The sequence below is a fragment of the Phyllobacterium zundukense genome (assembly GCF_025452195.1).
GTDB lineage: Bacteria > Pseudomonadota > Alphaproteobacteria > Rhizobiales > Rhizobiaceae > Phyllobacterium > Phyllobacterium zundukense_A.
The window spans coordinates 2,394,515-2,417,148 of sequence record NZ_CP104973.1 but is presented as its reverse complement, the minus strand read 5'-3'; the positions used below and the strand labels follow the sequence as shown (position 1 = coordinate 2,417,148).

Sequence of the window (22,634 nt, the reverse complement as noted above, 5' to 3'; positions counted from 1 at the left end):
GATCGGCGTCCTGATGCTCGGGTGAAATTCAAACAGCATTCTTGAGATTGGCACGCTTTTCAAATGCGACCGCGCTTTCCTTGCGCTCGCTGTAACGGTCGGTGAGATATCCCGAAACATCACGCGTCAGCAGCGTGAACTTGACGAGTTCTTCCATCACGTCAACGACGCGGTCATAATAGGCGGACGGCTTCATATGGCCGTGCTCGTCGAACTCCTGATAGGCTTTGGCAACCGACGACTGGTTAGGGATGGTGATCATGCGCATCCAGCGCCCGAGCACGCGCATCTGGTTGACTGCGTTGAACGACTGCGAACCGCCTGACACCTGCATGACGGCAAGCGTCCGCCCCTGGGTTGGGCGAATCGCTCCCATTGCCAATGGTATCCAGTCGATCTGTGACTTCATAACGCCGGTCATCGCACCGTGCCGCTCGGGGCTTGTCCACACCTGGCCCTCCGACCACAGAGAGAGATCGCGCAGTTCCTGCACCTTTGGATGGTCAATCGGTGCATCGTCAGGCAGCGGCAATCCGGCTGGATCGTAGATGCGGGTTTCCGCCCCGAAATGCTCGAGCAGTCGCACCGCCTCCTGCGTGAGAAGACGGCTGTAGGAGACTTTCCGCAACGAGCCGTGGAGCAGCAAGATCCGCGGACGATGGGTGGATCGCGGAGCAGAGAGCTTCGAAGGCTCCGGGATGTGCAGCGCGTCGGGAAGAATATTAGGCAGATCAGACAACACGCTTTCCTTCGGCATCGATGACGACCTCACCGTCTTCTTTCGCAAATGGTGCCTTTTGCGGGTTTGGCAGAATGTCGAGGACGACCTCCGATGGCCGGCTTAAACGTACGCCCAAATCGCTTACAACAAAGGGGCGATTGATCAAAACTGGATGCGCCTCCATCGCGTCGAGCAACTGCTCGTCGGTCAACGACGGGTTATCGAGACCGAGTTCGGCGTATGGGGTGCCTTTTTCGCGTATGGCCTCGCGAACCGTCAGGCCGGCTCTCCGGATCAAGTCCTTGAGCTCCTGTCGAGCGGGTGGCGACTTCAGATATTCGATGATCGTCGGCTCGATGCCCGCGTTTCGGATGAGAGCCAGCGTGTTGCGCGACGTGCCGCACGACGGATTGTGGTAGATGGTGACGGTCATGGCTGTTCAGCACCTTTCAATTTGTTGAGCGCCTGGGGCGCGGGAGCCTCTTCCGCCAGCATCCAGCTTGCCAGCGCCATTGCAAGCAATGCCCCGAGTATCTCTGCGATGATAAAGCCGGGTAAATCGACGGGCCGGATACCTGCGAAGGTATTCGACAGGGCTCGCGCGATCGCGACGGCTGGATTGGCAAACGATGTCGAGGCGGTGAACCAGTAGGCGGCGGTGATATAGAGTCCGACCAGCCAGGGAATTGCATCCGGCCGAAAGCGAAGGCCCGCAAGGATCGTAAAGACGAGACCGAAAGCGGCTACGACTTCCGCAATCCACTGTCCCGTCCCGGTGCGAACTGTCGCCGAAATCTCGATGATCGGAAGCTCGAACATAGCGTGGGCTATCAGCGATCCGGCTACACCGCCCGCGATCTGCGCAATGATGTAGAGAAGCGCTGCATTCGCCGCGATCTCCCGCCGAAGCGCGAAGACCATCGTCACCGCCGGATTGAAGTGTGCACCCGAAATCGGTCCAAGGATGGTGATCAGCACCACCAGGATCGCACCGGTGGGGATCGTATTGCCAAGGAGCGAAAGCGCCACATCGTTCGTCAGCCGGTCGGCCATGATCCCCGAACCGACGACGGTCGCAACGAGCATCGCCGTGCCCAGCGCTTCTGCGGCGAGGCGGCGGCACAGGTCAGGCGTCACGGCCACTAACCCATTCTCGCCTGAATGCGGCCAATTTCACCGGACCCGAATGCGACACCGACGGCCCTGCGCAAGGCCAGTCGGATGGCGAGATAATGTTCAAAGATGGACATGGCTCTTCCTCAGATGGAAACCGACCGCGTCAGGATAGACGCTGTCGCGGGGCATAGCCTGGATGCCTGCGGCGATGCCAGGATTGCGGCGGGCACAAGGCTTCGGTCGACCGGGTGAAAGCCGAGTTTGCCTTGGAATGGTGCGGCATTGGTGGTCAGTAGATAGCCCGTTTCGGCTCCCTGAAGATCTGCATATTGGAGCAACAGACGTGTAATGGCGCTGCCGTGGCCATGTCTTTGCGCCTCGGGCGACACTGTGATCGAGCGCAAGAGCGCATCCTTTCCGTAGAATTCGATGCCGCCAAATCCGACGGGATTGCCCTGGCGGTCAGCAAAGCGAAAGAACGTGCCGTTCGATTCTGCAAGATCGCCGGTCGGCAATGATGCCGCTTGAAGAGCCGTCTCGAAATCCGTATCGATCGAATTTATTGCTTCCGCCTCCAACCCCTCACGGCGGCCGATGGCCTGGAGCTTCGTTGTCAGCCATAGCCGATCGACGGAATCGTGCCGCAGGTTGAGGAATGCCATGATCCTGTTCTTCATGTAGCGGGCGGCAAGCGAGAAGGCTCTCTCCTTTTCGATGTCGATGCCTTCGACAGCGGCCGGATCTTCGATGCCCCAATGAGCCGTCATGGGATGGCCTGGCCAAACCGGGCACGCCTCTCCCGCTGCGCTGTCGCAGACCGTGAAAATGAAGTCCATCTCCGGCGCGCCCGGTTCGGCAAATTCATCCCAGCTCTTGGAACGGAAACCTTCCGTCGGATAACCGAGAGCATCGAGAACTTTGAGCGCGAACGGGTTGACCTCTCCCTTCGGCTGGCTGCCGGCAGAGTACGCGCGAAAGCGTCCCTTGCCCTCCGTGTTCAAGATCGATTCTGCCAGGATCGAGCGCGCAGAGTTTCCAGTGCAGAGAAAGAGAACATTGTAAACGCGATCATGCATTGAAGTTCTCCTTCGGCGGGCAGCACGGAACGATGTCGGCAAGCAATGGCGCGCAGATGTCCGGGTGGCCAGCGCAGCAATCCTTCAAAAGGTATTTGATTGCTTCACGCAGGTTCTCGAACCTGGCGCGATAAATGATGGAACGGCTTTGCCGCTCGGAGGAAATCAGCCCGGCGCGCGACAGGATCGCCAGATGGGCTGACATCGTGTTCTGCGGAACGTCGAGGATGCGGGAAACCTCGCCAGCCGCGATACCATCGGGCTCGTGCATGACGATGAGCTTGAACGCGTCCATGCGCGTTGGCTGCGCAATGGCCGAAAAGGCGTCGATGGCATCATTCTTTTCCATATATCGCGATATATCGATATTATGTCAAATCGTCAAGGCGCTCAGGGGCAACATGCCGCGCTTTTCGCGGCTGAGCCAGAACACGATACAGCGACCGCCTCTTTTGCCGGCGATGCCTCGGCTTGCAGATAGCAGGACGTGCGACAAGGGCTAGCACAATGCGGTCGGACTCGATCGCCAGCGTGCTGATATCAAAAACCTGCATGGGCGTGTCAGGCGTTCCCACCTCAAATGTCAGGCGAGCGCCGGCGTCAAGTTCGATCTGGTTCGCGACCTGAGTTAATATCCCGCGGAATTTGCTCACTTTCATGAAATCACGACCGCTTTGCGAGGGCAGGTCTTCCACCTGGAGAATGGTTTCGTGCCATTGATCAGGATTGCCACCGCAATCGAGCGTGACGAAGGACCCAGCCCTGACTTCTGTAACATGATAGCCGGATTGGATGGTGCGCCCGCCATACTCGATGACGAATGATTTGTCGGCGTGTGGTTCCATTGCGGCAAGCATCCCGGCAAGGGTTCCGTCGCCGTAAAATTCAATGAGAACCGGGCTGGTTATCGTGTCCATGTTGCGTTATCCTCATTTCAACATCTTTTGAGATATTGAGGTAATTATGAACGAATTGCAAGCTCTCGATGCATTTGCATCGCTCTCCCAGGAAACCCGGCTCCGCATTGTCCGTCTGCTCGTCATAGCCGGACCAGATGGCATGCCGGCCGGCGCTGTCGGCAACGCCATGGGGGCGTCCTCGTCGAAGATATCCTTCCATCTCAGCCATCTCGAGCGGGCGGGGCTTATACAATCGCGTCGTGAGGCGCGTTCGATCATCTATAGTGCTGTCTATCCCGCGCTTTCCGGTTTGATCGAGTTCCTGATGAAGGACTGCTGCCAGGGACGCTGTGATCCTGCTGCCGACACCTGCACCCAAACCTGCGAGGCGTAGGGACGAATTGAGGACGTTTCGAAACGCACCGCTGCTCACCCAAAGCCGCCTCGTCGTCGCCTCCCTGGGCGTGACGCAGATTATAGGTTATGGGACACTCTACTACAGCTTCAGTCCGTTGGCGGCTTCAATGGGCCGGGAATTCGGCTGGCCATCAGACTGGGTGTTCGGAGCGTTTTCCGCATCACTCCTTGCAAGCGGCTTGGCATCTCCTTGGGTAGGTCGATGGATTGACAGGTTTGGCGCGGGCCGTCTTATGGCGCTGGGTTCGATTGGCGCAGCCATTGCCCTACTGGCATGTGCCCTTTCCCCAAATGCGATCGCCTTCGTCTTCGGCCTTGTCGCCGTCGAGCTCGCATCAACGTTCGTGCTCTACACGGCCGCATTCGCCCTGCTCGTACAAATCAAGCCGCTCACAGCAAAAACCAGCATCACGCATTTAACTCTGATCGCCGGATTCGCTTCAACCATATTCTGGCCGGTCACGACGGCGCTTCATCAACATCTGACCTGGCGCGAGGTGTACTATGTGTTCGCGGCGGCCCATTTGCTCCTCTGCCTGCCGATCCACTTCTGGTTGGCATTGCTTTCGCGCAACCATCACAAACAAGCGACAACGTCAGCGATGCCGATCGTCGAGGGTACGCTTCCAACAGATCGGCTTCGTCAGGGGTTCGTCTTGATGGTATCGGGTTTCGCTCTTCTCGGTTTTATCAACGCTGCTGTTCTGATCCATATGCTGCCAATCCTGACGGCTCTCGGGCTGGGCAGCTTCAGCGTTCTCGTCGGCACTTTGTTCGGTCCAGCACAGGTCGCCAGCCGGTTGTTCAGCCTCATGAGCGGAAACAGACTGCAACCTCTGGGTTTGGCCATCATTTCGACCGGCCTGATGACATCGGCGATAGCCATCCTGCTGTGGAGTGGTAGTTGGCTGACGGGGGCGTTGGCGTTTGCCGTCATCTTCGGCCTTGGAAGCGGGCTGGCCAGCATTGCGCAGGGGACGCTTCCGCTGGCGCTGTTCGGCAGCATGGGTTACGGCGAGCGAGTTGGACAGTCCACTTCTGTCCGTCTGGTTGCATCGTCGGGAGCACCTTTTGTATTTGCCTTCATCATGCATGGGCTGGGCATTGGACCGTCCCTGCTGATTTGCGTCGCCATCGGTTCAATGGCAGCAATGTCGTTCGCGCTTATTGGACGACAGCTGCGGGCGGGCCGAGGGAATCGGTAACGCGAGAAGATTGAGGTTGTAATGAGAAATTCCTGACGCCTTCTCAAAATCTCCCGCTTGTCTTCGTGATATCCTAAGAAGCCAATTTAAAGTGTTGTTGGCAGATTTTTAGACCGCTACGGGCGCTTCGAGCGGCGGATGGGGGTCATATCCCGTTACCTCGAAGTCCTCTATCCGATACCCGTCGATGGAGTCTGGTCGTCTTGCAAGCCGCAATTTTGGGAAGGGCCGTGGCTCTCTCGACAGCAGTGTCTTCGCCATTTCGATGTGATTCAGGTACAGATGTACATCGCCCCCGACCCAAATCAACTCGCCGGGCGTCATATCGACCTGTTGAGCGACCATGTACAATAATGCTGCCTGCTGACATATATTAAAGGCATTCCCCAAGCCGAGGTCACAGGAACGCTGTCCAACAAGCAGAGAGAGTTTACCACGCGAACCGCTGCCTTCGCCGCCTGCCATTTCGCTCGCATAAAACTGATAGGTCATATGGCACGGATGCAGGGCCATGCGATCAAGCTCGCCTACGTTCCAGGCATGGAACAGCATGCGACGACTCGCCGGATTGGTTTTCAGTGTCTGGATGACGTCAGCGATCTGGTCGTGCTCGTTTCCATTCGCGTCGAGCCAGTGTCGCCATTGCTTTCCATACACCGGACCCAGATCGCCCCACTTCAAGGCAAACTCATCGTCTGAGAGAATGCGAGACTCGAACTCCTCTTGCGAAATCGCCTCGTCCGTTGCCTTGCGGTACTTGTCCAAAGGCCAGTCAGTCCAGATTCGCACATTTTCGCGGAGGAGCGATTGAATGTTGGTTTGCCCGGTGAGAAACCACAGCATCTCCTTCACGGCAGTTTTCCAATACACCCTCTTCGTTGTATAAACGGGGAAGGTTCCATCGGATAAATCGAAACGCATCATCGTGCCAAACATCGACAGCGTGCCGACGCCTGTGCGATCGATGCGGCGATCACCCTTTTCAAGAAGATGCTCTAACAGGTCGAGATACTGATATTCCGGGTGGCGGGCCATATGAAATCCGTGTGGTACTTAAAAGTAATGGCTAGTCTCGAGGTAAGCGATGTTCGTGTCGCCGAAACGCATCTGATGGCCGAAAACGGACCGAATACAGGTCCGGTCGCCGCAATCGGCGCTCGTATCGAACACATGCTGAAGATCAAGATAAGTGCGCATGATTTCTTTTAGCAGATCTCGCCCGGCGAAACACTTGAACTTGTGCGTGATCCACAGGGATGCGCTGATGAAATTATGTATTCAATGAAAAATCCCCGGTGATTCGCCGGGGATGATTCTGGATCAGCTGGCGCAAATGATCAAAGCTTGCCGAGAGCGCCGAGGGCTTTCGCGGTCAGGTAATAGAAGGTAACACGGCTCTTGGAGCTGTCCGCGCTCATGGCCGCGCACACGGATTCAATGGCGGCATCGGACTTGGCGGTGTCCGTGAGACCGAGCTTCTTTTCAACCCAATTGGTGCGAACACGCTTCAATTCGTCCGGATCTGTGCAGGAAACCAGCGAGGAATCCCTGTTGCGCAGAGCAATTCCGAGATGTTTGACGATTTTCGCGACAGTCGCCTCATCGGCAGCCGCATCGTAATGACGAACATCCTTTAGATAGTCACTCATCAAAAAACCCCCTGATTGCTAGGCTCAATGCGTGGCATTGCAACCTCCCTGACAATGAAGACATCGCACAAACTGGCAGATGCATGAGGCGATGGCTCTCTAGACACCCGAAACATTCCCCAGCATCAGTTCCAAGTCAATCACTGTTTCAATTCGGCCACTCTTTCAATTCGGCGAAACAGCCCCTATATAAGAGCTGCTGGCTTCGGCCAGCTATGGCGATAAACGGACGATGTAATAAGCTTATTGGACCCGGGGGCGGTACCCGGCGCCTCCACCACAACGCAGCAGGTTTCGCTGCGTTGTGGCGGGGGCGAAATAGGATCGACAAGAGTGTAAAGATCGAACTTTTGCCCGGCATTGTACCACCGTTATCGGGCTAACCTAGTAGTTGCAAACGACAACTATGCGGAAGCACGTCTCGCCGCTTAATGCGGTGCGATAGCTTCAAATCAAGTCCTAGGGGTTCGCACTTCTAGGCGGGGTTCGGAGGCACCTGGCAACAGAAGCCTTCACTTTCCCCTCTCCATTCATGTCCCCTTCCCGTTCGGCTCGCGCAAGTCTTGACGTGCCGACTATTGCGGCGTATAAAACCAAACAGTTAAATAACCGAATGGTTCAGCATTAGAATGACATCCGATCGTCTCGATAACATCTTTTCGGCACTGGCAGACCCGACGCGCAGGGCGATCCTGGCACGTCTGGCGCTGGGCACGACCTCGGTGACGGAGCTTGCCGAACCGTTTCGCATGTCCGGACCAGCAGTATCGAAGCACCTCAAGGTGCTCGAACGCGCCGGGCTCATCACTCGCGGCCGCGAGGCGCAATGGCGGCCATGCAGTCTCGACGCGGCTCCACTCAAGGAAGTGAGGGACTGGCTCGAACATTACCGGCGCTTCTGGGAAACCAGTTTCGACCGGCTGGAAGAATATCTGCAGGAGGTTCAGACAGATGGAGATCACGATGGCCCAGACCAACATTGAAACGAACGCCTCAGCCGGTCGCGTTCTGACCATAACGCGCGTCTTCGGCGCTTCGCCCGTGCTGGTTTTCGATGCCTTCTCGGATCCAAAACGCATGTTGCAGTGGCTTGGCCCGCGCGATTATCCGGCAAGTTATGTCGAATCGGACCTGCGGGTTGGCGGCAAATGGCGTGCTTGCCTTGATTCGCAGGCAAGCGGCGAGAAGCTGTGGCATGGCGGCGTCTATCGCGAGATCGTGCCGGGCAAGCGCCTGGCATTCACCTTCGCCTGGGATCAGGCGGATGGCAGGTCGGGTCTCGAAACGCTTGTCAGCATCAATTTCGAGGGCCAGAACGGCAAGACGCTGATGACGTTCCAACAGAGCGAATTCGATACGCCTGAAGATTGCGATGGTCACCGGGAGGGCTGGAACAGCGCCTTCGATCGGCTGGAAGAACTGCTCGCGCAGGAATGACAGATCTCCCGATCAAACATTCGACATGAAAAAGGCCCGGGACATCGTCCGGGCCTTTCTTTTCGCATCTGATGGAGGATGAGAAATCTTATTCTGCGGCGGCTTCCGCCTCGACAACGCGGCGGCGAGCAACCGTTGTCTGCGTGACGATCAATGCACCGACGGCGCAAAGGGCAATGCCTGCTGCCATCGGCAAGGCGGTGCCATCAAAGAATGCGCCGGCAATACCCATGGCGACAGCAGCAGTAACGAACTGCAGCGTCCCCATCAGTGCCGATGCCGTGCCGGCGATTTCGCCGTGGTCTTCAAGCGCAAGCACACCGGTTGTCGGAAGGACAAGCCCTAGGAAACCATAGCCGATGAAGAGGAAGGTCGCCATGACCGGCAGCTGGTTGAAGCCAAGGCTCATGACGACAACCATGGCGACCATGGCCAGCGAAAAGCCTGTCACAGCGTTGCGCATCACGCGAACGAGGCCATAGCGCGCCCCGAGCCAACCCGTCAGCTGCGAGACAGCAAAGAACGACACTGCATTGATAGAGAAGGCAAAACTGTACTGTGTCGGCGTCAATCCGTAATGGTTGATCAGCACGAAGGGTGAGTTGGCCAGATAGACGAGGAAGCTGGACAGGCCAAGACCACCGATGAAGGTGAGCGTCAGGAAATTGCCGTCCTTGAACAGCAGGCGATAGGCTGCCATGGCACTGCCGAAACCGCTTTCCGCGCGGGCGTCCTTGGTTCGCGTCTCCGTCAGCTGCGTCGATAGCAGGATCAGACCAAGAAACGCAGCGATCATCACGGCCCAGAAGACGCCGCGCCAGCCAAAGAGCACGATGACGGCACTGCCCGTCAGCGGAGCAAGGATTGGCGAAATGCTGAAAACAAGCATCAGCAGCGACATCAGCCGCGCGGCCTGTACGCCCGTATGCATATCCCGAACAATGGCCCGGGGAATAACCATACCAGCAGCGCCGCCAATGCCCTGCAGAAAGCGGAATGCGATCAAGGTCTCGACATCGCTTGCCAGCGCACAGCCGATGCTCGCAACGGCGAACAAACCGATGCCCATGTAGAGCGGTGCCTTGCGGCCCCACATATCGGAGATGGGCCCATAGAAGAGCTGGGCAACCGCAAATGGAATGAAGAAGGCCAAGAGGCTCATCTGCACAGCATTGTTTTCCGCCCCGAGGTCCTGTCCTATGGACGGCATCGCGGGAAGATACATGTCGATCGCAAAGGGACCGATGGCTGTCAGAAGGCCAAGGATGAGGGCACTACGAAAGAAGGAGCTCGTCATGATGGTGATCTTTCAGAAAACCGCGGCGCAAGAACCGGATTGTCTTCGCGCCAGATCTCGGGAGGAGTTCAAACTGATTTTCGGGAGCCGATATGAGTGCGCGGGGCTTGGGAGGATAGCGCATCAACACGGGCAAAAAGCTGTGTCAACAAATATGGACACGGTTGTAAAATTAGACACTATTGTCTAACGCGTCAAGACGCATTATCCTCAGTTCATGAAAAATCGGAACGGACTGAAGGGCCATACCCAGCGTGGTCAATGCGCAAAACGCATTTCCATATTGGATGCCGCCGCCGAGGTATTTTGCCGTGAAGGCTTTTCGGGAGCGAGTATCGACGAAATTGCGGTAGAGGCCGGTGTCTCCCGCCAGACCATATACAACCACTACCGCGAAAAGGAAACGCTGTTCACGGCGGTCGTCGAAGATGTCATGGACCGTGCCAACGCCATGCTGTATTCGATATTATCGACCTTTCCAGACAAGTCCGATCGTCTTGAGGACGATTTGACAGCCTTTGCCGTTCGTCTCACAAAAAATTGCCTGTGCAATCAGGACGGCAAATTCCTGCGCAAGCTTGTGCAGTCCGAGGGCGAGCGTTACCCGCACCTTTTTGAAACATGGCGCCAGCATGGCCCCGGCAAGATCGGTACGGCTCTCGGCGCCCTTTTTGCACGCCTCAGCCACAAAGGCGTGCTGCGGATCGACGATTTCGACCTTGCTGCCCGGCAGTTCCTTGCCCTGGTCAACGCCGATCTGCAAATGATCACGCTATTCGGCGGAACGCCGACCGATGAGGAACTCGAAAGCGGCGCGCGCAACGCAGTGCAGACTTTCATCCGCGCCTATGCAGGGCCTGCGAGCGAGACGGCGCCGCGAACGCCCGCCCTTGCTGTCGTGAGCTGATACCTTCTCAATCTGATTCTCATCTTAAAATTCGCCGCAAACGGCGTCTAAGATTGTATTTTACGTTCGTCAATTTCCCGGCGAACGTTAAATTTTTTTGTACGGCAGACAAGCGGTCGCAATTCCGCTGGCCATGCGCCATAATGGTGAATGATGACAGCCATCTCCGCTTGACAGGGAGGGGTCAATCCATGGGATAAGAGTGCATGCCACAAGATATGATCCGCTACGATATACTTGCCCAGGAAGCGCTTCGCGGCGTTATCCGGAAGGTGCTAGGCGAAGTCGCCAAGGCTGGACTTCCCGGCAACCATCATTTCTTCGTCACTTTTCTGACCGGTGCGGCAGGCGTTCGCATATCGTCGCGCCTGCATGAAAAATATCCGGAACAAATGACAATTGTGCTGCAACATCAGTTCTGGGACCTGCAGGTTACCGACGTGCTTTTCGAGGTCGGGCTCTCCTTTGGCGACGTACCCGAACGTCTGGTCGTCCCCTTCTCGGCGATTCGCGGCTTCTACGACCCGTCGGTGAATTTCGAGCTGGAATTCGATGTTGAAGTCGAAGAGACTGTTGGCGACAATGATCAGGGCATAACCAGCATTGCTCCTGTCCCCCAAACCGACAAGCCCAAGCTTGCAACGCCCAGCGCCAAGCCGAAGCCACCGGTGAAGACCGTGAAAAAGCCGGCCAAGGCTGGCGACAAATCAGATACCGAGGGGACCGGAGACAAAGCCACCGCGTCCGTGGTGTCGCTGGATTCTTTCCGCAAGAAGAAATAATTAGGCTATGGCCGAGATCGTCAATCTTCGACTGGTCAAGAAGCGCAAGACCAAGGAGGCTGCTGAGAAGATCGCAGCCGAAAACAGGATCCTGTTCGGACGGACCAAGGCCGAGAAGCGGTTTGACCGGGAAGCCGATCGCAAGAGAGAGCGGTTTCTTGACGACCACCGCCTTGAAACGAATCCTTCCGCCACAGAAGATGATCCGGACGGCAAGTGAGCGGCGTTCGTAAGCGCTCCGTCACCATTCGTGGGCACCGCACGAGCTTTTCGCTCGAAGATCCGTTCCATGAAATCATTGCATCGATCGCGACCAGCCGCGGCGTGACGCTTGCGGGCCTGGTTGCCGAAATCGACGCGGCCAGGGATCGCAACTCCAACCTGTCATCAGCGCTGCGCATCTATGCGCTGGACTGGGTGAGGAATTCTGCGCACCCGCCCGCAACATTTTAAAGTTTGACAAATTACGTATTTTGCGTATTTTACGTTTTTACAGGAGAAGAAAATGGCTGAAGCACGAACCGTGCGGGCAACCGAATTTTCCCGCAATTTTGCCAAATATCAGGATGAAGCGATCGAAGCCAAGGTGATCAACGTTACCAGTCACGGTCGTGTTGTCGGTGCATATCTTTCCGCTCAAGAGATGGCTCACTATGAAAAATTGAAACAGCGTGAACGCAAGGTTTTGATCGTGGGTGAACTCGATGACGATGACATTTCTGCTATTGAAGCTGCCACGCACGGTCTCGCTCCCAAGTGAGCATTCCCGAACCGCGCCCGGGCCTAGTCATTCGTTATAATTTCCTTTGGAGTCATGAATTCGAACGGGGTGCATTCGAAGGATCCAAGGATAGACCAAGCGCGATAGTTGTTGCTACGCCACGCACCGCAGACGGCCTCATAAGAACAATTGTGGCACCGATCACCCACGTGCCGCACAAAGATATCGATGCCTCGTTGGAAATACCTCGTGAGGTGTGCCGAGCGCTTGGCTTGGACAATGACCGCCAGTGGCTTCGCTTCGACGAGCTGAATAGCTTTCTTTGGCCTGGTTATGACTTGAGAAAACGTCCGGGATCACTCGACAAGTATGACTATGGCCTACTGCCCAAAGACCTTTTCGAGCAATTGAAGTACGGTATTTTATTAAGACAGCAAAAACTCAAAGCTCACATCATATCGCGTGATGACTGACGTCATTAAAAAAGTATCCTGCAATGTCGGAACGGCCAAACTTCATTCGTCTTGTAGTCAGCGCAAACCGCTATGAAAGGGAAAACGATGCCTGCCAAACAAAAGATTACCCCCTGCCTTTGGTTCAATGGAAACGCCGAGGAGGCAATGGATTTTTACATGTCCATTTTCGAGGACAGCAAAATTATCAATAAACTCAACTGGGGCAAAGAGGGTGGATCCAAGGAAGGTTCGCTGCTCGTCGCCACTTTCCAGCTTGCAGGCCAGGAATATATTGCCTTGAATGGGGGGCCGGAATTTCAATTTTCCGAGGGTATTTCGCTATCCATCGACTGCAGTACCCAGGAGGAAGTGGATCGACTGACGGAAAAACTGACGGCCGATGGCGGGCAGATTCGCCCCTGCAGCTGGGTCAAGGACAAATTTGGCCTGTCATGGCAGATCGTTCCTACTATTCTTCCCGAAATGCTGCGGGACAAGGACCAGGCGAAAGCCGACCGTGTCATGGCAGCGATGATGAAGATGTACAAAATCGACATCCAGAAGATCAAGGACGCATATAACGGCACCAGCGATTAATGATGTTACTGAATCTTCGGGTCCAGAGACTTGGGCTCGAGCGTTTTCAGGAACTCGTCGACTGACTGCTTGTCGAGCGCACCAGTGCCCTGCGGCGCTGCTGCAGCGCCACCCGGTCCGGGTGGCGTTTGCATCTGTGGCGCAGCCGGGGCTGGTGCCGGTTGCGATTGTTCGATCGCTTTTTGTGCCGCCTCCTCGGCCGCACGCCTTTCCGCTGCGGTCCGCTGCTCTGCCGCGCGCTTCTCAGCCTCGGCGCGTTCAGCAGCTGCTCGCGCTTCCTGTTCTGCCTTGAGCCGGGCTTCTTCGGCGAGCCGCACACGCTCATTCGCGCGGGCCTGATAAAGTTGCACTTCGCGGCGCAGGCGCTGCTTTTCGACAAGCGCAGCTTGCATGGTTTCGACCCGTTGTTGTTCGCGCTCCAGGGTGCGCTGGGTCAGGAACTGTTCAAGCGGTTGCCGGTTCAGAGCCAATTTTGGATTATCCAGTGGACCGGCCAGACTGAACTCGACAAGCGGGTCGGCTCCAGCAACCACGGCCTTGCCGGGATCGAAGGTAAAACGCCCTTGCGATGCAATACTCATGTCGGAAAAATTGAGCCGCAGATCCGCGGCCAGCGTTGCCGCTTCGCTTTGAAGCTGGAATGTCGAGGTCCGCGCCATGCCGCCGGCAATCGTGAAGGCAAATTCCGCGGCCCCGGCATTGAACGTGCCCTCATGCAAATACTTGCCAATCGTGGCAGTCACGGCTGCTGCGGCGACGGGACCTTCCATCGCGTCCGCCGCTTGAAGAATGGGCTTCAGCGCGCCGGGATTGATTGCGTTGATCGCAAGATCGGCGACCGAGACCACGCCCGAACCGGCGACAGATTCCATCATCTCGGCGATCGAGGTACCTGTCGCATTGACCGAGGCCGATATCTTCGCCTTGCCCTTCAGCGGCGTCTGGTCTTCGTCCGGCTTGTAGAGGGCCTCGAGAGCCGTCTGGTCGAGCGTAAACTGTCCGGTCGCAAGACCTGTACCACTGGTATTGCGCAATTCGAACATGCCGTGGACCTGGCCGCCAAGCAGATCGCCTTTCGCATCGTCGAGACGAAGCGAGCCGTCTTTCAGGGTAGCGATCGTCTGGAATTTACCAATCGTGCCAAGAATCCCTGCCGGGGCCTCCGCAGCATTGATTTTCACGTTGAAATTTACTGGAAAAAGCGGTGCGGCCGCGAAGCTCTCCTTCGGCCAGGCATTGCGACCCTCAGTTTCGAGCGCATTCGTGCCCAGCATGAATTGCGCCAATGACGGAAGGTCGAGTTGTGCGAGCGTCAGATCGCCTTGCGCCGCCGGTATACCGTTCTCGATGTCGAAGCCCAGGCGGCCAGCAATCTTCCTGCCACTTACTTCGCCGTTCAGATCGGGCAAGGTGAGTTTATCCTTCGAGAGCTGGAAACTGCTTGCGATGTCCACGGGCATGCCATTGCCGAAGCCGGGCAATGAATAACCTGCTGTTGCAATATAGGATTCGAGATCCGCTGCCTTGATCGAGGCACGGCCCTCGCCGCTCAGCTGGCCGCCGATACTGCGAAAACTGCCATCCACGAGCGCCTGTCCATCCGAGGACTTCAGCGAAAGCTGTGTCTGCAGGCCATCTCTTTCATTACCTTTCAACGCGAGGTCGGCCTCCAGTTCGCCCGCCATGCCGAGTGGCAGCGCCGGGAGCCCTATCAACGCCATCAGCGTCTCCGCCTGTGCGCTGCGCGCATCCATCGTCAGCTCGAGCGAGCGCAACTTGTCGGCGTTTGCCGTCGTCGTGCCGGATAGGGTTACGTTCATCCCCCCGGTTTTTCCGGCCGCACTCAATGAAAACTCGGACCCGCCTTTGCCATGCAAAGTGTTGGCAATGACATTCAGATTGGTCTCCTCGAAGAGACCCGGAAACCGGGCGGCGTTTTCGCTCAACGTCCTGATGAACGGGAAATCCGGAAACCGGGTAGCCATCGCCGTAACAAAGGGGGCGAGATTATCGGAAAGGATGGTCGAGTCGAGCGACCCCGAAGGTTCGGCCTTGAAGGGCTCAAGCTTGCCGGTCGCCGTTATGGTAGTGCCCGCAACATTGCCAATTGTCAGCCGATCGATATCGAAAACGCCATCGCGCAGGCGGAAAGCTGTGTCCAGAGTTTCCGCAACCAGCCGGTCATGTGTGACGGGTCCCGCCTTCAGATGCACATCGAGATCCTGGCCGCGCAACTGCGGCGAACCATTGGCAGATGGCGCTTCATTATTGCCGAAAATCGCTGCGAAAGCCTCCAGCGCATCGGCGTCGAGCGCCCCTCCCTCAAGCGTCAGTTGCGTCAGCGGCAGGGATTCGCCCTTGGCGCTACGCACCAGCGAGCCCGTGAGCGATGCACCGCCAAGCGCCAGTTCGAGATTGTCGACCTTTTGCAACTCGTCATGCAGGCTCACATCACCGGAAAAACCGGCTCCGGGCAGGCGGCGGATCGCCTCGTCAACCGAATCGGTCAGCCATGCGGCAAGTCCCGAGGGCTGACGCGATGCGATCAATAATCGCCCGTCAAAGCCAAAATCCTCTCCGACCTGCAATGTGCCCTTGGCTTCGAACTGGGTTCGCCCCGGCAGTTCCGCCTTGACCTGATTGACCTGCCATGCCCCGTTCGACGGCGCGGCGTCGATCGTTACCGAGCGAATCGTCGTATCGCCTGCAACGATCGCCGGAAGTTTCAGATCGATCGTGCCGGGAACGGTCGGTATTGGCAGCTGGTCCATCAGACGCCGGAACACACCCAACCGTTCCGATGCGGTAGCCGGTTTGGGTGTCGTGCCTTTGGCTTGTTCATTCTGATTGGCAAAGGTGACTTGCTGTCCGTCCGCCTTGATTTCAAAACGCGGATCATTGCCGTAATCGAAGAGCGCGTTGCCATTGACGATGTAGGGATCGTCGAGGGTCCCCTGCTCCATGCGAAATTCGGGAATGTTGATCTTGGCGTGATCGGCTTCAAAACGTCCGGTGACGCGAACGCTGGAAAGCAAAGGCTTTTCGGTTTTCCTAACAGTCTTGGCACCGTCAGGGGCCGCCACCTCGTCGGCCGAACGAATGTCGATATTGCCGGCATATTTCAGCACGCCTTCATTCACGGTCAACTCGCCGTCGGTCTCGAATGCCGCCGGGATGCGGTCCGGGGAAACGCGCGCTTGCACGTTCAATGTGCCGTCTGGCTTCACAGCGCCCGTCGACGCGGAGACCGCCGTCTTTGCGCCGTTGAAAAACAGCGTGCCGTCGAATTTCCAAGGCCCGGAAAGGTCGGTTGCCGACAATGACGCATTGAGGTTTCCAATCGTCCGGGTGGTTCCCGTCGAGGCATCGCGAATGACGACCGAGCCATCTGTAATGCGCATATCCTCCAGCCTGACCTGCGCCGAATGGAAAGGCGCGCGCGGACGGATCGCCCAGTCGATGACGCCGTTCTTGTCAATGGCAACCTTTGCCGTCGGCTTCTCTATCCGCATGTCGAAGATCAGGATTTCGCCACGTACGAATGGCGCAAGTTCGGCGTCCATCGAAAACTTTTCGATCGTCATCACCGGCTCGGAACCCGGATCACCGACCTTGACATCGGAAAACGTCACCGAGGGAAACGGCAGGAGCCGCGCGCTGGCAGTACCTGCGACTGTCACAGGCCGCCCGAGCAGCGCCGATGCTTCGCGCTCGAAGGAGGACCGGTAACCTGCCCAATCGACAAAATAGGGCACAACCAGCGCCGCTGTCAGCACCAGTACCAATAATCCGCCGATAAATACGAACAGGCGTGCCAGTGTCCTACTCCGATCGATACGTGCCGGGCACCATAAGCACCAGTTTTTGGCGGCGGCAAGACATGACAGTCTTTCTGGTCAATTTCCAACGCTCACACGATGGTTTAGCGCCCGGAATCAATCTGCGAGCCTAAAGGCGTAAGATCTTGCCGGGATTCATGATATTGCCCGGATCGATTGCGCGCTTGATCGCTTCCATCACATCGACAGCACCACCGAGCTCTGCCCGAAGGAACTTGATCTTGCCTTGGCCGATGCCATGTTCACCCGTGCAGGTTCCATCCATCGCGATCGCCCGCAAATTGAGCCGCTCGACAAATGCCTCGACCTTCTGGATCTCGGCCGGGTCTTTCTCGTCGAAAAGCACGAGCACGTGGAAATTACCATCGCCGGCATGACCGACGATCGGCGCAATCAGCCCGCTCTCCTCGATATCCTTCTCGGTCTCGACGATGCATTCCGCCAAGCGCGAAATCGGCACGCACACGTCGGTCGAAAGTGACTGCTTTCCAGGCGCGAGCGTCATGCAGGCGAAATAGGAATTGTGACGCGCCGACCAGAGCTTCTCCCGCTCTTCCGCATTGGCCGTCCATTTGAATTCACCGCCGCCATTGGCAGCGGCAATTTCACCGAAGAGTTCTGCCTGCTCGGCAACGCTGGTTTCACTGCCGTGGAACTCGAGAAAGAGATAGGGTGCAGGCTCGTAATCCAGCTTGGAATAGGCGATCATCGCCTGCATTTCGAGCTGATTGACCAGTTCGATACGCGCGACGGGAATACCCATCTGAATGGTCTCGATCACCGCATTGCAAGCGCTTTCAAGATCCGGAAACGCGCAGATGCCGCCGGAAATCGCCTGCGGAATGCCATAAAGCTTCAGCGTCAGTTCCGTGATGATGCCGAGCGTGCCCTCCGAGCCGACGAGCAGACGTGTCAGGTCATAGCCCGCCGATGTCTTCTTCACCCGCTTCGACGTGGTGATCAAGCGTCCGTCGGGCATCACCGCCTTCAGTGCCAGCACGTTCTCGCGCATCGTGCCATAGCGCACGGCATTGGTGCCCGAAGCGCGCGTCGCCGCCATGCCGCCGAGGCTGGCATTGGCGCCGGGGTCGATGGGGAAGAACAAACCCGTGTCGCGCAGATATTCGTTGAGCTGCTTGCGCGTAACCCCTGGTTCTATAACGACATTCAAATCTTCGCTGTAGACCTTGAGAATGCGATTCATGCGCGAAAGATCAATGGAAATGCCGCCGGCCGGCGCGTTGACATGACCTTCGAGCGAAGTGCCCGTTCCAAACGCGATCACCGGAACACCCCATTCACTGCACAGGCGCACTATTTCCTGAACATCCTCGGCGGACTCAACGAAAACGACCAGATCCGGTGCCTGGTTGGGCACGTAACTCGTCGTATGCGCGTGCTGTTCGCGAATGGACTTGCCCGACTGCGCATTGTCGCCGAAGCGTTTCTTCAGAATAGAAACGACCGTCGCGATACCGTTTTCGTTGCGCAGCAAAGCTCCCGCGTCTGCCAATGCCATTCCAGTATCCACCCTTCAATATATGTCTTCCACGCGTGCATTTTCGGGGAATGCACACGACTTGTCCAGTTGTAACTCTGTGTGATTACCGTGACGACTTCCCGCATGCGAAAAGGCGGGATCTAATTGTCGTCGTCATCCTCATCATCGTCTTCGCCCGGCTGCCAATCGGTAACGGGGATGAAGCGCTCCTGCTCACCGGTCTTTTCGAACACACTGCCGACAGGAGCGTCCAGAAGCGGAATGATACTGGGATCGTAATTGGCGATGGTATTGACCTCGAAGATGCCGCTGTTATCCGGGTCTTCCATATAGTCGTCGCTCTCGAAACCGGAGAGAAACCGCCAACCGCTATCCATCTCGTTGTCGGGATCCTCGCGGTACATGAAACGCACCGGATAGCCATCGATCGTAATCGTATCCGTCGCGATGCAACCGCCATAGTTGCGGATCAATGGCCGTATCTCGTTCTTGGTGAGTCGGTAGCTTTTCTCCATAGCCAATTTTAGTTGATCGTCAGGGATTTGGCTAGTTTTCGAAAACGATCGGAAAACTTGTCCTTCTCGCTACCCCGCACGATCAGGATGGCGCGCACGTAACGGCTTGTTTCAAAACGAGCAATTTGCGCGACGTACAGCGCATCTCCGCTGGCAGCATCCTTGGCACTCCCGTCGATCTCGACCCATTCGGCGCCATTTTCTTCAGAGCTCGTCTCGTTGTCCGACTGCACATCCTTGATGCCGGTCAATGAGGCAAATGCCTGTTTGGCAAAGGACATTCGCGCCGATGCTTCCGGCGCGGTATTGAGATTGGATGCAATGATGATGATGGGCTGGGCCGAGTTTGCCGCGACATCATTCGGACCTTCCGTCAAAAGAAAAGTCGCCCCTGCTATGACGCGCACCGGGCGGAACCCGGCCGTATCGGACACCTTGAACGGCAAGGCAGCAACCTGCTCGTCGAGGCTTGGTGGGTTGCGGATCGTGATCGTGCGAAGGGCGGTCTCGACATCCGCATCGGACAAGCCTCCCTGGACGCCATCGGGTATTTGTACCGTCACCATGGCAGTTGTCGTCTTGGCACCGACCAGGACGACCCATTTCCGGTATCTGACCCCGGCTGCGACCTGGCTGCCGCGAATGAGTTTTGAGACCACAGCGCCTTCGACAGGCCAATCTTCCGGTTGGCCAGCCTCGATCCCGGTCGCGCGCAGACCATCGGGATTGAATTTTGCCGCGAGCTCGGCATAGGCGTCCACCGGCAGTTCCGTCAGAACGATCGATGTACCTTTGGCGGCATCTTCGAACCCGCTGAAATTGGTAGACAGGACCAGACCCGGAGGAGGCACGAGCCCGACACCGGAACCGCCGGGAAAAACCCGCTCTTGTGCAAGGCCCAACTGGACGCTTGCCAGAAAAAAAAGCGCAACGCTTAAGGCGAGGGTAACAATTCGCATCGGGTCATTCCTTCTTTGACCAGAAGTAATGGCCTTAGAACGGTCCCGCAAGCTTTTGGTTTCCCTTTTGTTTTTCGTACTCCTCACGCCAGATTCTTCTGGAAGAACGCTACCGTCCGGCTCCAGGCGAGATCCGCCGCTTTCTTGTCATAGCGGGCTTCCGACGTATCATTGTTGAAAGCGTGGTTGGCGCCATCATAAATATGGATCTCGAAACTCTTGCCGTTTTGTTCGAGCGCTTTCTTGTAGGCATCGATGCCTGCATTGATCCGCGTATCGAGACCGGCATATTGCAAAAGCAGCGGCGCCTTGATTTTGGCAACGTCTTCGGCTTTTGGCTGCCGGCCATAATATGCGACCCCGGCGCCCAGATCGGGGGCGTTGACGGCAAGATCATTGACCATGCCACCGCCCCAGCAAAAACCGACGACGCCCACTTTGCCGGTGGTCCCTTTATCCTGCTTGAGATACTCGATGGTTGCAATGCCTTCTGCAATCGCAGTTTTTGGGTCGAGTGCTCCGATCATCTCCCGCGCCTTGTCCTCATCGCCGGGCGTACCGCCAGAGGCGGAAAGCAGGTCTGGCGCCAACGCGACAAAACCTTCGAGCGCCATGCGGCGGGCAACGTCACGAATATGCTCGTTCAGGCCGCGATTCTCATGAATGACAATAACAGCCGGGAGCTTGCCCGAACGTTCGGCCGGGCTTGCCCGATATCCCTTGATGTCTCCTGCGGATGTCGAAAAAACGATGTCCTTGGTGCGAAGCCTTGGGTCATCGACCGCAATGATCCCGGCTTGCGCAGCGTTTGCCGCCAGCATCGGGGCGATGACGGCGGCAGCAGCTCCGGAACCGGCAAGCTTTGTCAACTTTTCCATGAAGGCGCGGCGGTCAAGCGACAGGTGGGTATATTCGTCGTAGGCTTCGACCATCGCCTGGGTGATTGTCGGCTTGTCCATAACTGTTTTCTCCAAAGGTGGAGGACAAGGCGTGCGTCCCTCGCATCAGCCCTTGGCGCGATGCGAGAGGATACCGGTTGAAAGGGCAACGCCAAGTCCGGTGATAAGTGCTGCCACAATCTCCCAGACGCCGACCAGCTCGTCAAGGAATATGGCACCGCCAAGAGCAGCAAGCACCGGCGTCAGTGCACTGAAGGCGGCTGCCTGGCTGCCACCAAGGGAACGGACGGCAATGCCATAGGCCAACATCGCGGCAAGACCCGACAGGACACCCTGACTCAGGAACTGCAAACCGAGTTCAGGCAGTGGAACCTCGAGGATTGTAGTGCCGAAGGTGAGCGCGAGGCCAACATGAATGAGGAAAGACCAGACCGCGATCAGCGCACCGCCCTGCACTGCCGTCAAACCGGACCGCCTGAATGCATGGGTATAGCCAGCCCAGAGCAAGGCACCGAGTGGCAGGAAGACGAAGCTGACCCAGGTGATTTCATGACTGTTCAGGGCAAGCACGAGAAGGATGGCAAGACCGGCGACGATAGAGGCAAGGCCGAGCCAGCGCGTGAGATCCGGCCGCTCGCCGAACACAACGACGCCGATCAGCGCGGCAGCAAGCGGCATCGAGCCGCCGAGGAGAACACCCACTGCCGAAGCAGGCGTCGAATGGATGGCGAAGGTAGTGACCTGAAAGAACAGCGCACCAGCACCACAGACCATGATGGTCACAAGGGCGAGCGGAACATCACGAGGGATGAGTCCCGTCTTCAGCCACACCGGAGCGAGGACCAATGCCGGAACACCGTAGCGGATGAGGCCAAGATCGATCGTGCCGAGATGCGTGCCGCTGCTGTGGCGGGTGGCAATGATCCACGACGCCCAGATGAAAACGGTGACCAGCGCACCCGCATAGCCTGTGGCGAGGGAATTGGATTTCCTGAATTCTGGGCTGAGAGCAACCATCGGAACTTCCTTTCAAAATTGCCCGAACATCTTCGGTTGAAAGGCAGGATAGCGCCCATGGCCTGAGCATGTCCTTGCAAGTTGATGCTAGTGTTGATACGGTTACAGCAATATTCAGGAAGTTTTTATGGGCTAGAAAGCAGATTATGCCAAATCTGGATAAATTCGATATTGGAATACTCGAAGCGCTGCAGGAGGACGCACGGGCGACCAATGTCGAGATTGCCGACAAGGTGAATCTTTCGCCCTCACCTTGCCTGCGCCGTATCCGCAATCTGGAAAAGGCCGGAGTCATCCGCGGTTACCGCGCTGATATCGACCGCAAGGAAGTCGGTCTCGGCTTGACGGTGTTCGTGGAAATCAAGGTCGGGCAGCACAGCCGCGAAAACTCCGACGCACAACAGGCGGCACTGATTGCCATGCCGGAAGTGACAGCCGCATTCCTCATCTCCGGAACCGCGGATTTTCTCGCCGAGGTGGTTGTCGAGGATCTGAGCGCCTATGAGCGATTTCTCACGGAAAAGCTGCTATTGCTTCCGGGCGTGGCGGACATCCGCTCGAATTTCGCCATCCGCACCGTGAAAACGGGAGCTCCTTTGAAGCTCCCGCAACGTTAAAAACACCA

Annotated in this window: 27 protein-coding genes, 1 other RNA gene and 2 pseudogenes; 14 read left to right on the top strand and 16 right to left on the bottom strand. The window is 57.0% G+C overall.

Annotation, left to right across the window (positions count from 1 at the left end; all coding sequences use genetic code 11):
* Positions 1-28: 28 nt before the first annotated feature.
* The 7 genes and pseudogenes from arsH to N8E88_RS24210 all read right to left on the bottom strand — a co-directional run bounded on the left by arsH (position 29) and on the right by N8E88_RS24210 (position 3,830).
* Positions 29-742 carry an arsenical resistance protein ArsH gene (arsH, locus tag N8E88_RS24240; RefSeq protein ID WP_410010699.1) on the bottom strand — a complete coding sequence of 238 codons (714 nt, stop codon included), beginning with the start codon at positions 740-742 and terminating at the stop codon, positions 29-31.
* Positions 732-1,154, bottom strand: a complete 423-nt coding sequence (gene arsC, locus N8E88_RS24235; RefSeq protein ID WP_262292819.1) for an arsenate reductase (glutaredoxin) — start codon at positions 1,152-1,154, stop codon at positions 732-734. Before arsC ends, arsH begins: the two co-directional genes overlap by 11 nt.
* Positions 1,151-1,858 (bottom strand): aquaporin, encoded by a 708-nt coding sequence (locus N8E88_RS24230; RefSeq protein WP_315975249.1) that lies wholly within the window; start codon positions 1,856-1,858, stop codon positions 1,151-1,153. Before N8E88_RS24230 ends, arsC begins: the two co-directional genes overlap by 4 nt.
* Positions 1,859-1,980: 122 nt before the next feature.
* A pseudogene (locus N8E88_RS24225) lies at positions 1,981-2,322 on the bottom strand (GNAT family N-acetyltransferase); the annotation flags it as partial.
* A 93-nt stretch (positions 2,323-2,415) separates the two neighbouring features.
* Positions 2,416-2,913: pseudogene (locus N8E88_RS24220) on the bottom strand (arsenate reductase ArsC); the annotation flags it as partial.
* Positions 2,906-3,262, bottom strand: coding sequence for an ArsR/SmtB family transcription factor (locus N8E88_RS24215; protein WP_262292818.1), 357 nt, complete (start codon positions 3,260-3,262; stop codon positions 2,906-2,908). The pseudogene N8E88_RS24220 and the gene N8E88_RS24215, both read right to left, overlap by 8 nt.
* Before the next feature lie 19 nt (positions 3,263-3,281).
* A complete protein-coding gene (locus N8E88_RS24210) occupies positions 3,282-3,830 on the bottom strand; it encodes a DUF6428 family protein (protein ID WP_262292817.1) in 549 nt (182 codons plus the stop codon).
* A 46-nt stretch (positions 3,831-3,876) separates the two neighbouring features.
* Here N8E88_RS24210 and N8E88_RS24205 point away from each other — a divergent pair, with 46 nt between their 5' ends.
* Both N8E88_RS24205 and arsK read left to right on the top strand, forming a co-directional pair.
* On the top strand, positions 3,877-4,206 hold the full coding sequence (locus tag N8E88_RS24205; RefSeq protein WP_262292816.1) for an ArsR/SmtB family transcription factor: 330 nt from the start codon (positions 3,877-3,879) through the stop codon (positions 4,204-4,206).
* Positions 4,207-4,213: 7 nt separating this feature from the next.
* Positions 4,214-5,434, top strand: coding sequence for an arsenite efflux MFS transporter ArsK (arsK, locus tag N8E88_RS24200; RefSeq protein ID WP_262292815.1), 1,221 nt, complete (start codon positions 4,214-4,216; stop codon positions 5,432-5,434).
* A 108-nt stretch (positions 5,435-5,542) separates the two neighbouring features.
* Here arsK and thyA read toward each other — a convergent pair whose 3' ends face one another.
* Positions 5,543-6,469, bottom strand: a complete 927-nt coding sequence (gene thyA / locus N8E88_RS24195) for a thymidylate synthase (RefSeq protein ID WP_262292814.1) — start codon at positions 6,467-6,469, stop codon at positions 5,543-5,545.
* A gap of 27 nt (positions 6,470-6,496) precedes the next feature.
* Between thyA and N8E88_RS24190 the strand changes: the two genes are divergently transcribed.
* A complete protein-coding gene (locus N8E88_RS24190) occupies positions 6,497-6,643 on the top strand; it encodes a hypothetical protein (RefSeq protein ID WP_262292813.1) in 147 nt (48 codons plus the stop codon).
* A gap of 128 nt (positions 6,644-6,771) precedes the next feature.
* Here the strand turns inward: N8E88_RS24190 and N8E88_RS24185 are convergent, their stop codons facing one another.
* A complete protein-coding gene (locus N8E88_RS24185; RefSeq protein WP_114428640.1) occupies positions 6,772-7,083 on the bottom strand; it encodes a DUF2853 family protein in 312 nt (103 codons plus the stop codon).
* A 159-nt stretch (positions 7,084-7,242) separates the two neighbouring features.
* Here N8E88_RS24185 and ssrA point away from each other — a divergent pair.
* The 3 genes from ssrA (at position 7,243) to N8E88_RS24170 (ending at position 8,520) form a co-directional block, all read left to right on the top strand.
* Positions 7,243-7,600, top strand: a transfer-messenger RNA (tmRNA) gene (ssrA, locus tag N8E88_RS24180).
* Positions 7,601-7,712: 112 nt separating this feature from the next.
* Positions 7,713-8,066 carry an ArsR/SmtB family transcription factor gene (locus N8E88_RS24175; protein WP_262292812.1) on the top strand — a complete coding sequence of 118 codons (354 nt, stop codon included), beginning with the start codon at positions 7,713-7,715 and terminating at the stop codon, positions 8,064-8,066.
* On the top strand, positions 8,047-8,520 hold the full coding sequence (locus N8E88_RS24170; RefSeq protein ID WP_262292811.1) for an SRPBCC family protein: 474 nt from the start codon (positions 8,047-8,049) through the stop codon (positions 8,518-8,520). Before N8E88_RS24175 ends, N8E88_RS24170 begins: the two co-directional genes overlap by 20 nt.
* Positions 8,521-8,608: 88 nt before the next feature.
* Here N8E88_RS24170 and N8E88_RS24165 read toward each other — a convergent pair whose 3' ends face one another.
* A complete protein-coding gene (locus tag N8E88_RS24165) occupies positions 8,609-9,817 on the bottom strand; it encodes a multidrug effflux MFS transporter (protein ID WP_262292810.1) in 1,209 nt (402 codons plus the stop codon).
* Between the two features lie 217 nt (positions 9,818-10,034).
* Here N8E88_RS24165 and N8E88_RS24160 point away from each other — a divergent pair, with 217 nt between their 5' ends.
* From N8E88_RS24160 to N8E88_RS24130, 7 genes are all read left to right on the top strand, one after another.
* Entirely contained in the window at positions 10,035-10,724 is a 690-nt protein-coding gene (locus N8E88_RS24160) for a TetR/AcrR family transcriptional regulator (RefSeq protein WP_262292809.1), read from the top strand.
* Between the two features lie 206 nt (positions 10,725-10,930).
* Positions 10,931-11,506, top strand: coding sequence for an SspB family protein (locus tag N8E88_RS24155; RefSeq protein WP_262292808.1), 576 nt, complete (start codon positions 10,931-10,933; stop codon positions 11,504-11,506).
* A gap of 7 nt (positions 11,507-11,513) precedes the next feature.
* Complete coding sequence (locus N8E88_RS24150; RefSeq protein ID WP_262292807.1) at positions 11,514-11,726, top strand: DUF4169 family protein; 213 nt, start codon at positions 11,514-11,516, stop codon at positions 11,724-11,726.
* Positions 11,723-11,959, top strand: a complete 237-nt coding sequence (locus N8E88_RS24145) for a ribbon-helix-helix domain-containing protein (RefSeq protein ID WP_262292806.1) — start codon at positions 11,723-11,725, stop codon at positions 11,957-11,959. Before N8E88_RS24150 ends, N8E88_RS24145 begins: the two co-directional genes overlap by 4 nt.
* Before the next feature lie 52 nt (positions 11,960-12,011).
* Entirely contained in the window at positions 12,012-12,266 is a 255-nt protein-coding gene (locus N8E88_RS24140; RefSeq protein ID WP_262292805.1) for a type II toxin-antitoxin system Phd/YefM family antitoxin, read from the top strand.
* A gap of 152 nt (positions 12,267-12,418) precedes the next feature.
* Positions 12,419-12,700 (top strand): hypothetical protein, encoded by a 282-nt coding sequence (locus tag N8E88_RS24135; RefSeq protein ID WP_262292804.1) that lies wholly within the window; start codon positions 12,419-12,421, stop codon positions 12,698-12,700.
* A gap of 87 nt (positions 12,701-12,787) precedes the next feature.
* Complete coding sequence (locus N8E88_RS24130; protein WP_262292803.1) at positions 12,788-13,279, top strand: VOC family protein; 492 nt, start codon at positions 12,788-12,790, stop codon at positions 13,277-13,279.
* Positions 13,280-13,284: 5 nt separating this feature from the next.
* Here N8E88_RS24130 and N8E88_RS24125 read toward each other — a convergent pair whose 3' ends face one another.
* From N8E88_RS24125 to N8E88_RS24100, 6 genes are all read right to left on the bottom strand, one after another.
* Positions 13,285-17,055 carry an AsmA family protein gene (locus N8E88_RS24125; protein ID WP_262292802.1) on the bottom strand — a complete coding sequence of 1,257 codons (3,771 nt, stop codon included), beginning with the start codon at positions 17,053-17,055 and terminating at the stop codon, positions 13,285-13,287.
* A 172-nt stretch (positions 17,056-17,227) separates the two neighbouring features.
* The gene (locus N8E88_RS24120) at positions 17,228-18,637 is read right to left on the bottom strand and encodes an FAD-binding oxidoreductase (protein WP_112530050.1); all 1,410 of its coding nucleotides are present in this window, start codon (positions 18,635-18,637) and stop codon (positions 17,228-17,230) included.
* 122 nt (positions 18,638-18,759) lie between these two features.
* Positions 18,760-19,134, bottom strand: coding sequence for a DUF2185 domain-containing protein (locus N8E88_RS24115; RefSeq protein ID WP_112530052.1), 375 nt, complete (start codon positions 19,132-19,134; stop codon positions 18,760-18,762).
* Between the two features lie 8 nt (positions 19,135-19,142).
* Positions 19,143-20,093 (bottom strand): hypothetical protein, encoded by a 951-nt coding sequence (locus tag N8E88_RS24110; RefSeq protein WP_262292801.1) that lies wholly within the window; start codon positions 20,091-20,093, stop codon positions 19,143-19,145.
* Between the two features lie 83 nt (positions 20,094-20,176).
* Positions 20,177-21,052: a dienelactone hydrolase family protein gene (locus N8E88_RS24105; RefSeq protein ID WP_262292800.1), complete on the bottom strand. Its 876-nt coding sequence runs from the start codon at positions 21,050-21,052 to the stop codon at positions 20,177-20,179.
* A gap of 45 nt (positions 21,053-21,097) precedes the next feature.
* A complete protein-coding gene (locus N8E88_RS24100) occupies positions 21,098-22,009 on the bottom strand; it encodes a DMT family transporter (RefSeq protein WP_262292799.1) in 912 nt (303 codons plus the stop codon).
* A 146-nt stretch (positions 22,010-22,155) separates the two neighbouring features.
* Here N8E88_RS24100 and N8E88_RS24095 point away from each other — a divergent pair, with 146 nt between their 5' ends.
* Entirely contained in the window at positions 22,156-22,626 is a 471-nt protein-coding gene (locus N8E88_RS24095) for an Lrp/AsnC family transcriptional regulator (RefSeq protein ID WP_262292798.1), read from the top strand.
* Positions 22,627-22,634: the final 8 nt, after the last annotated feature.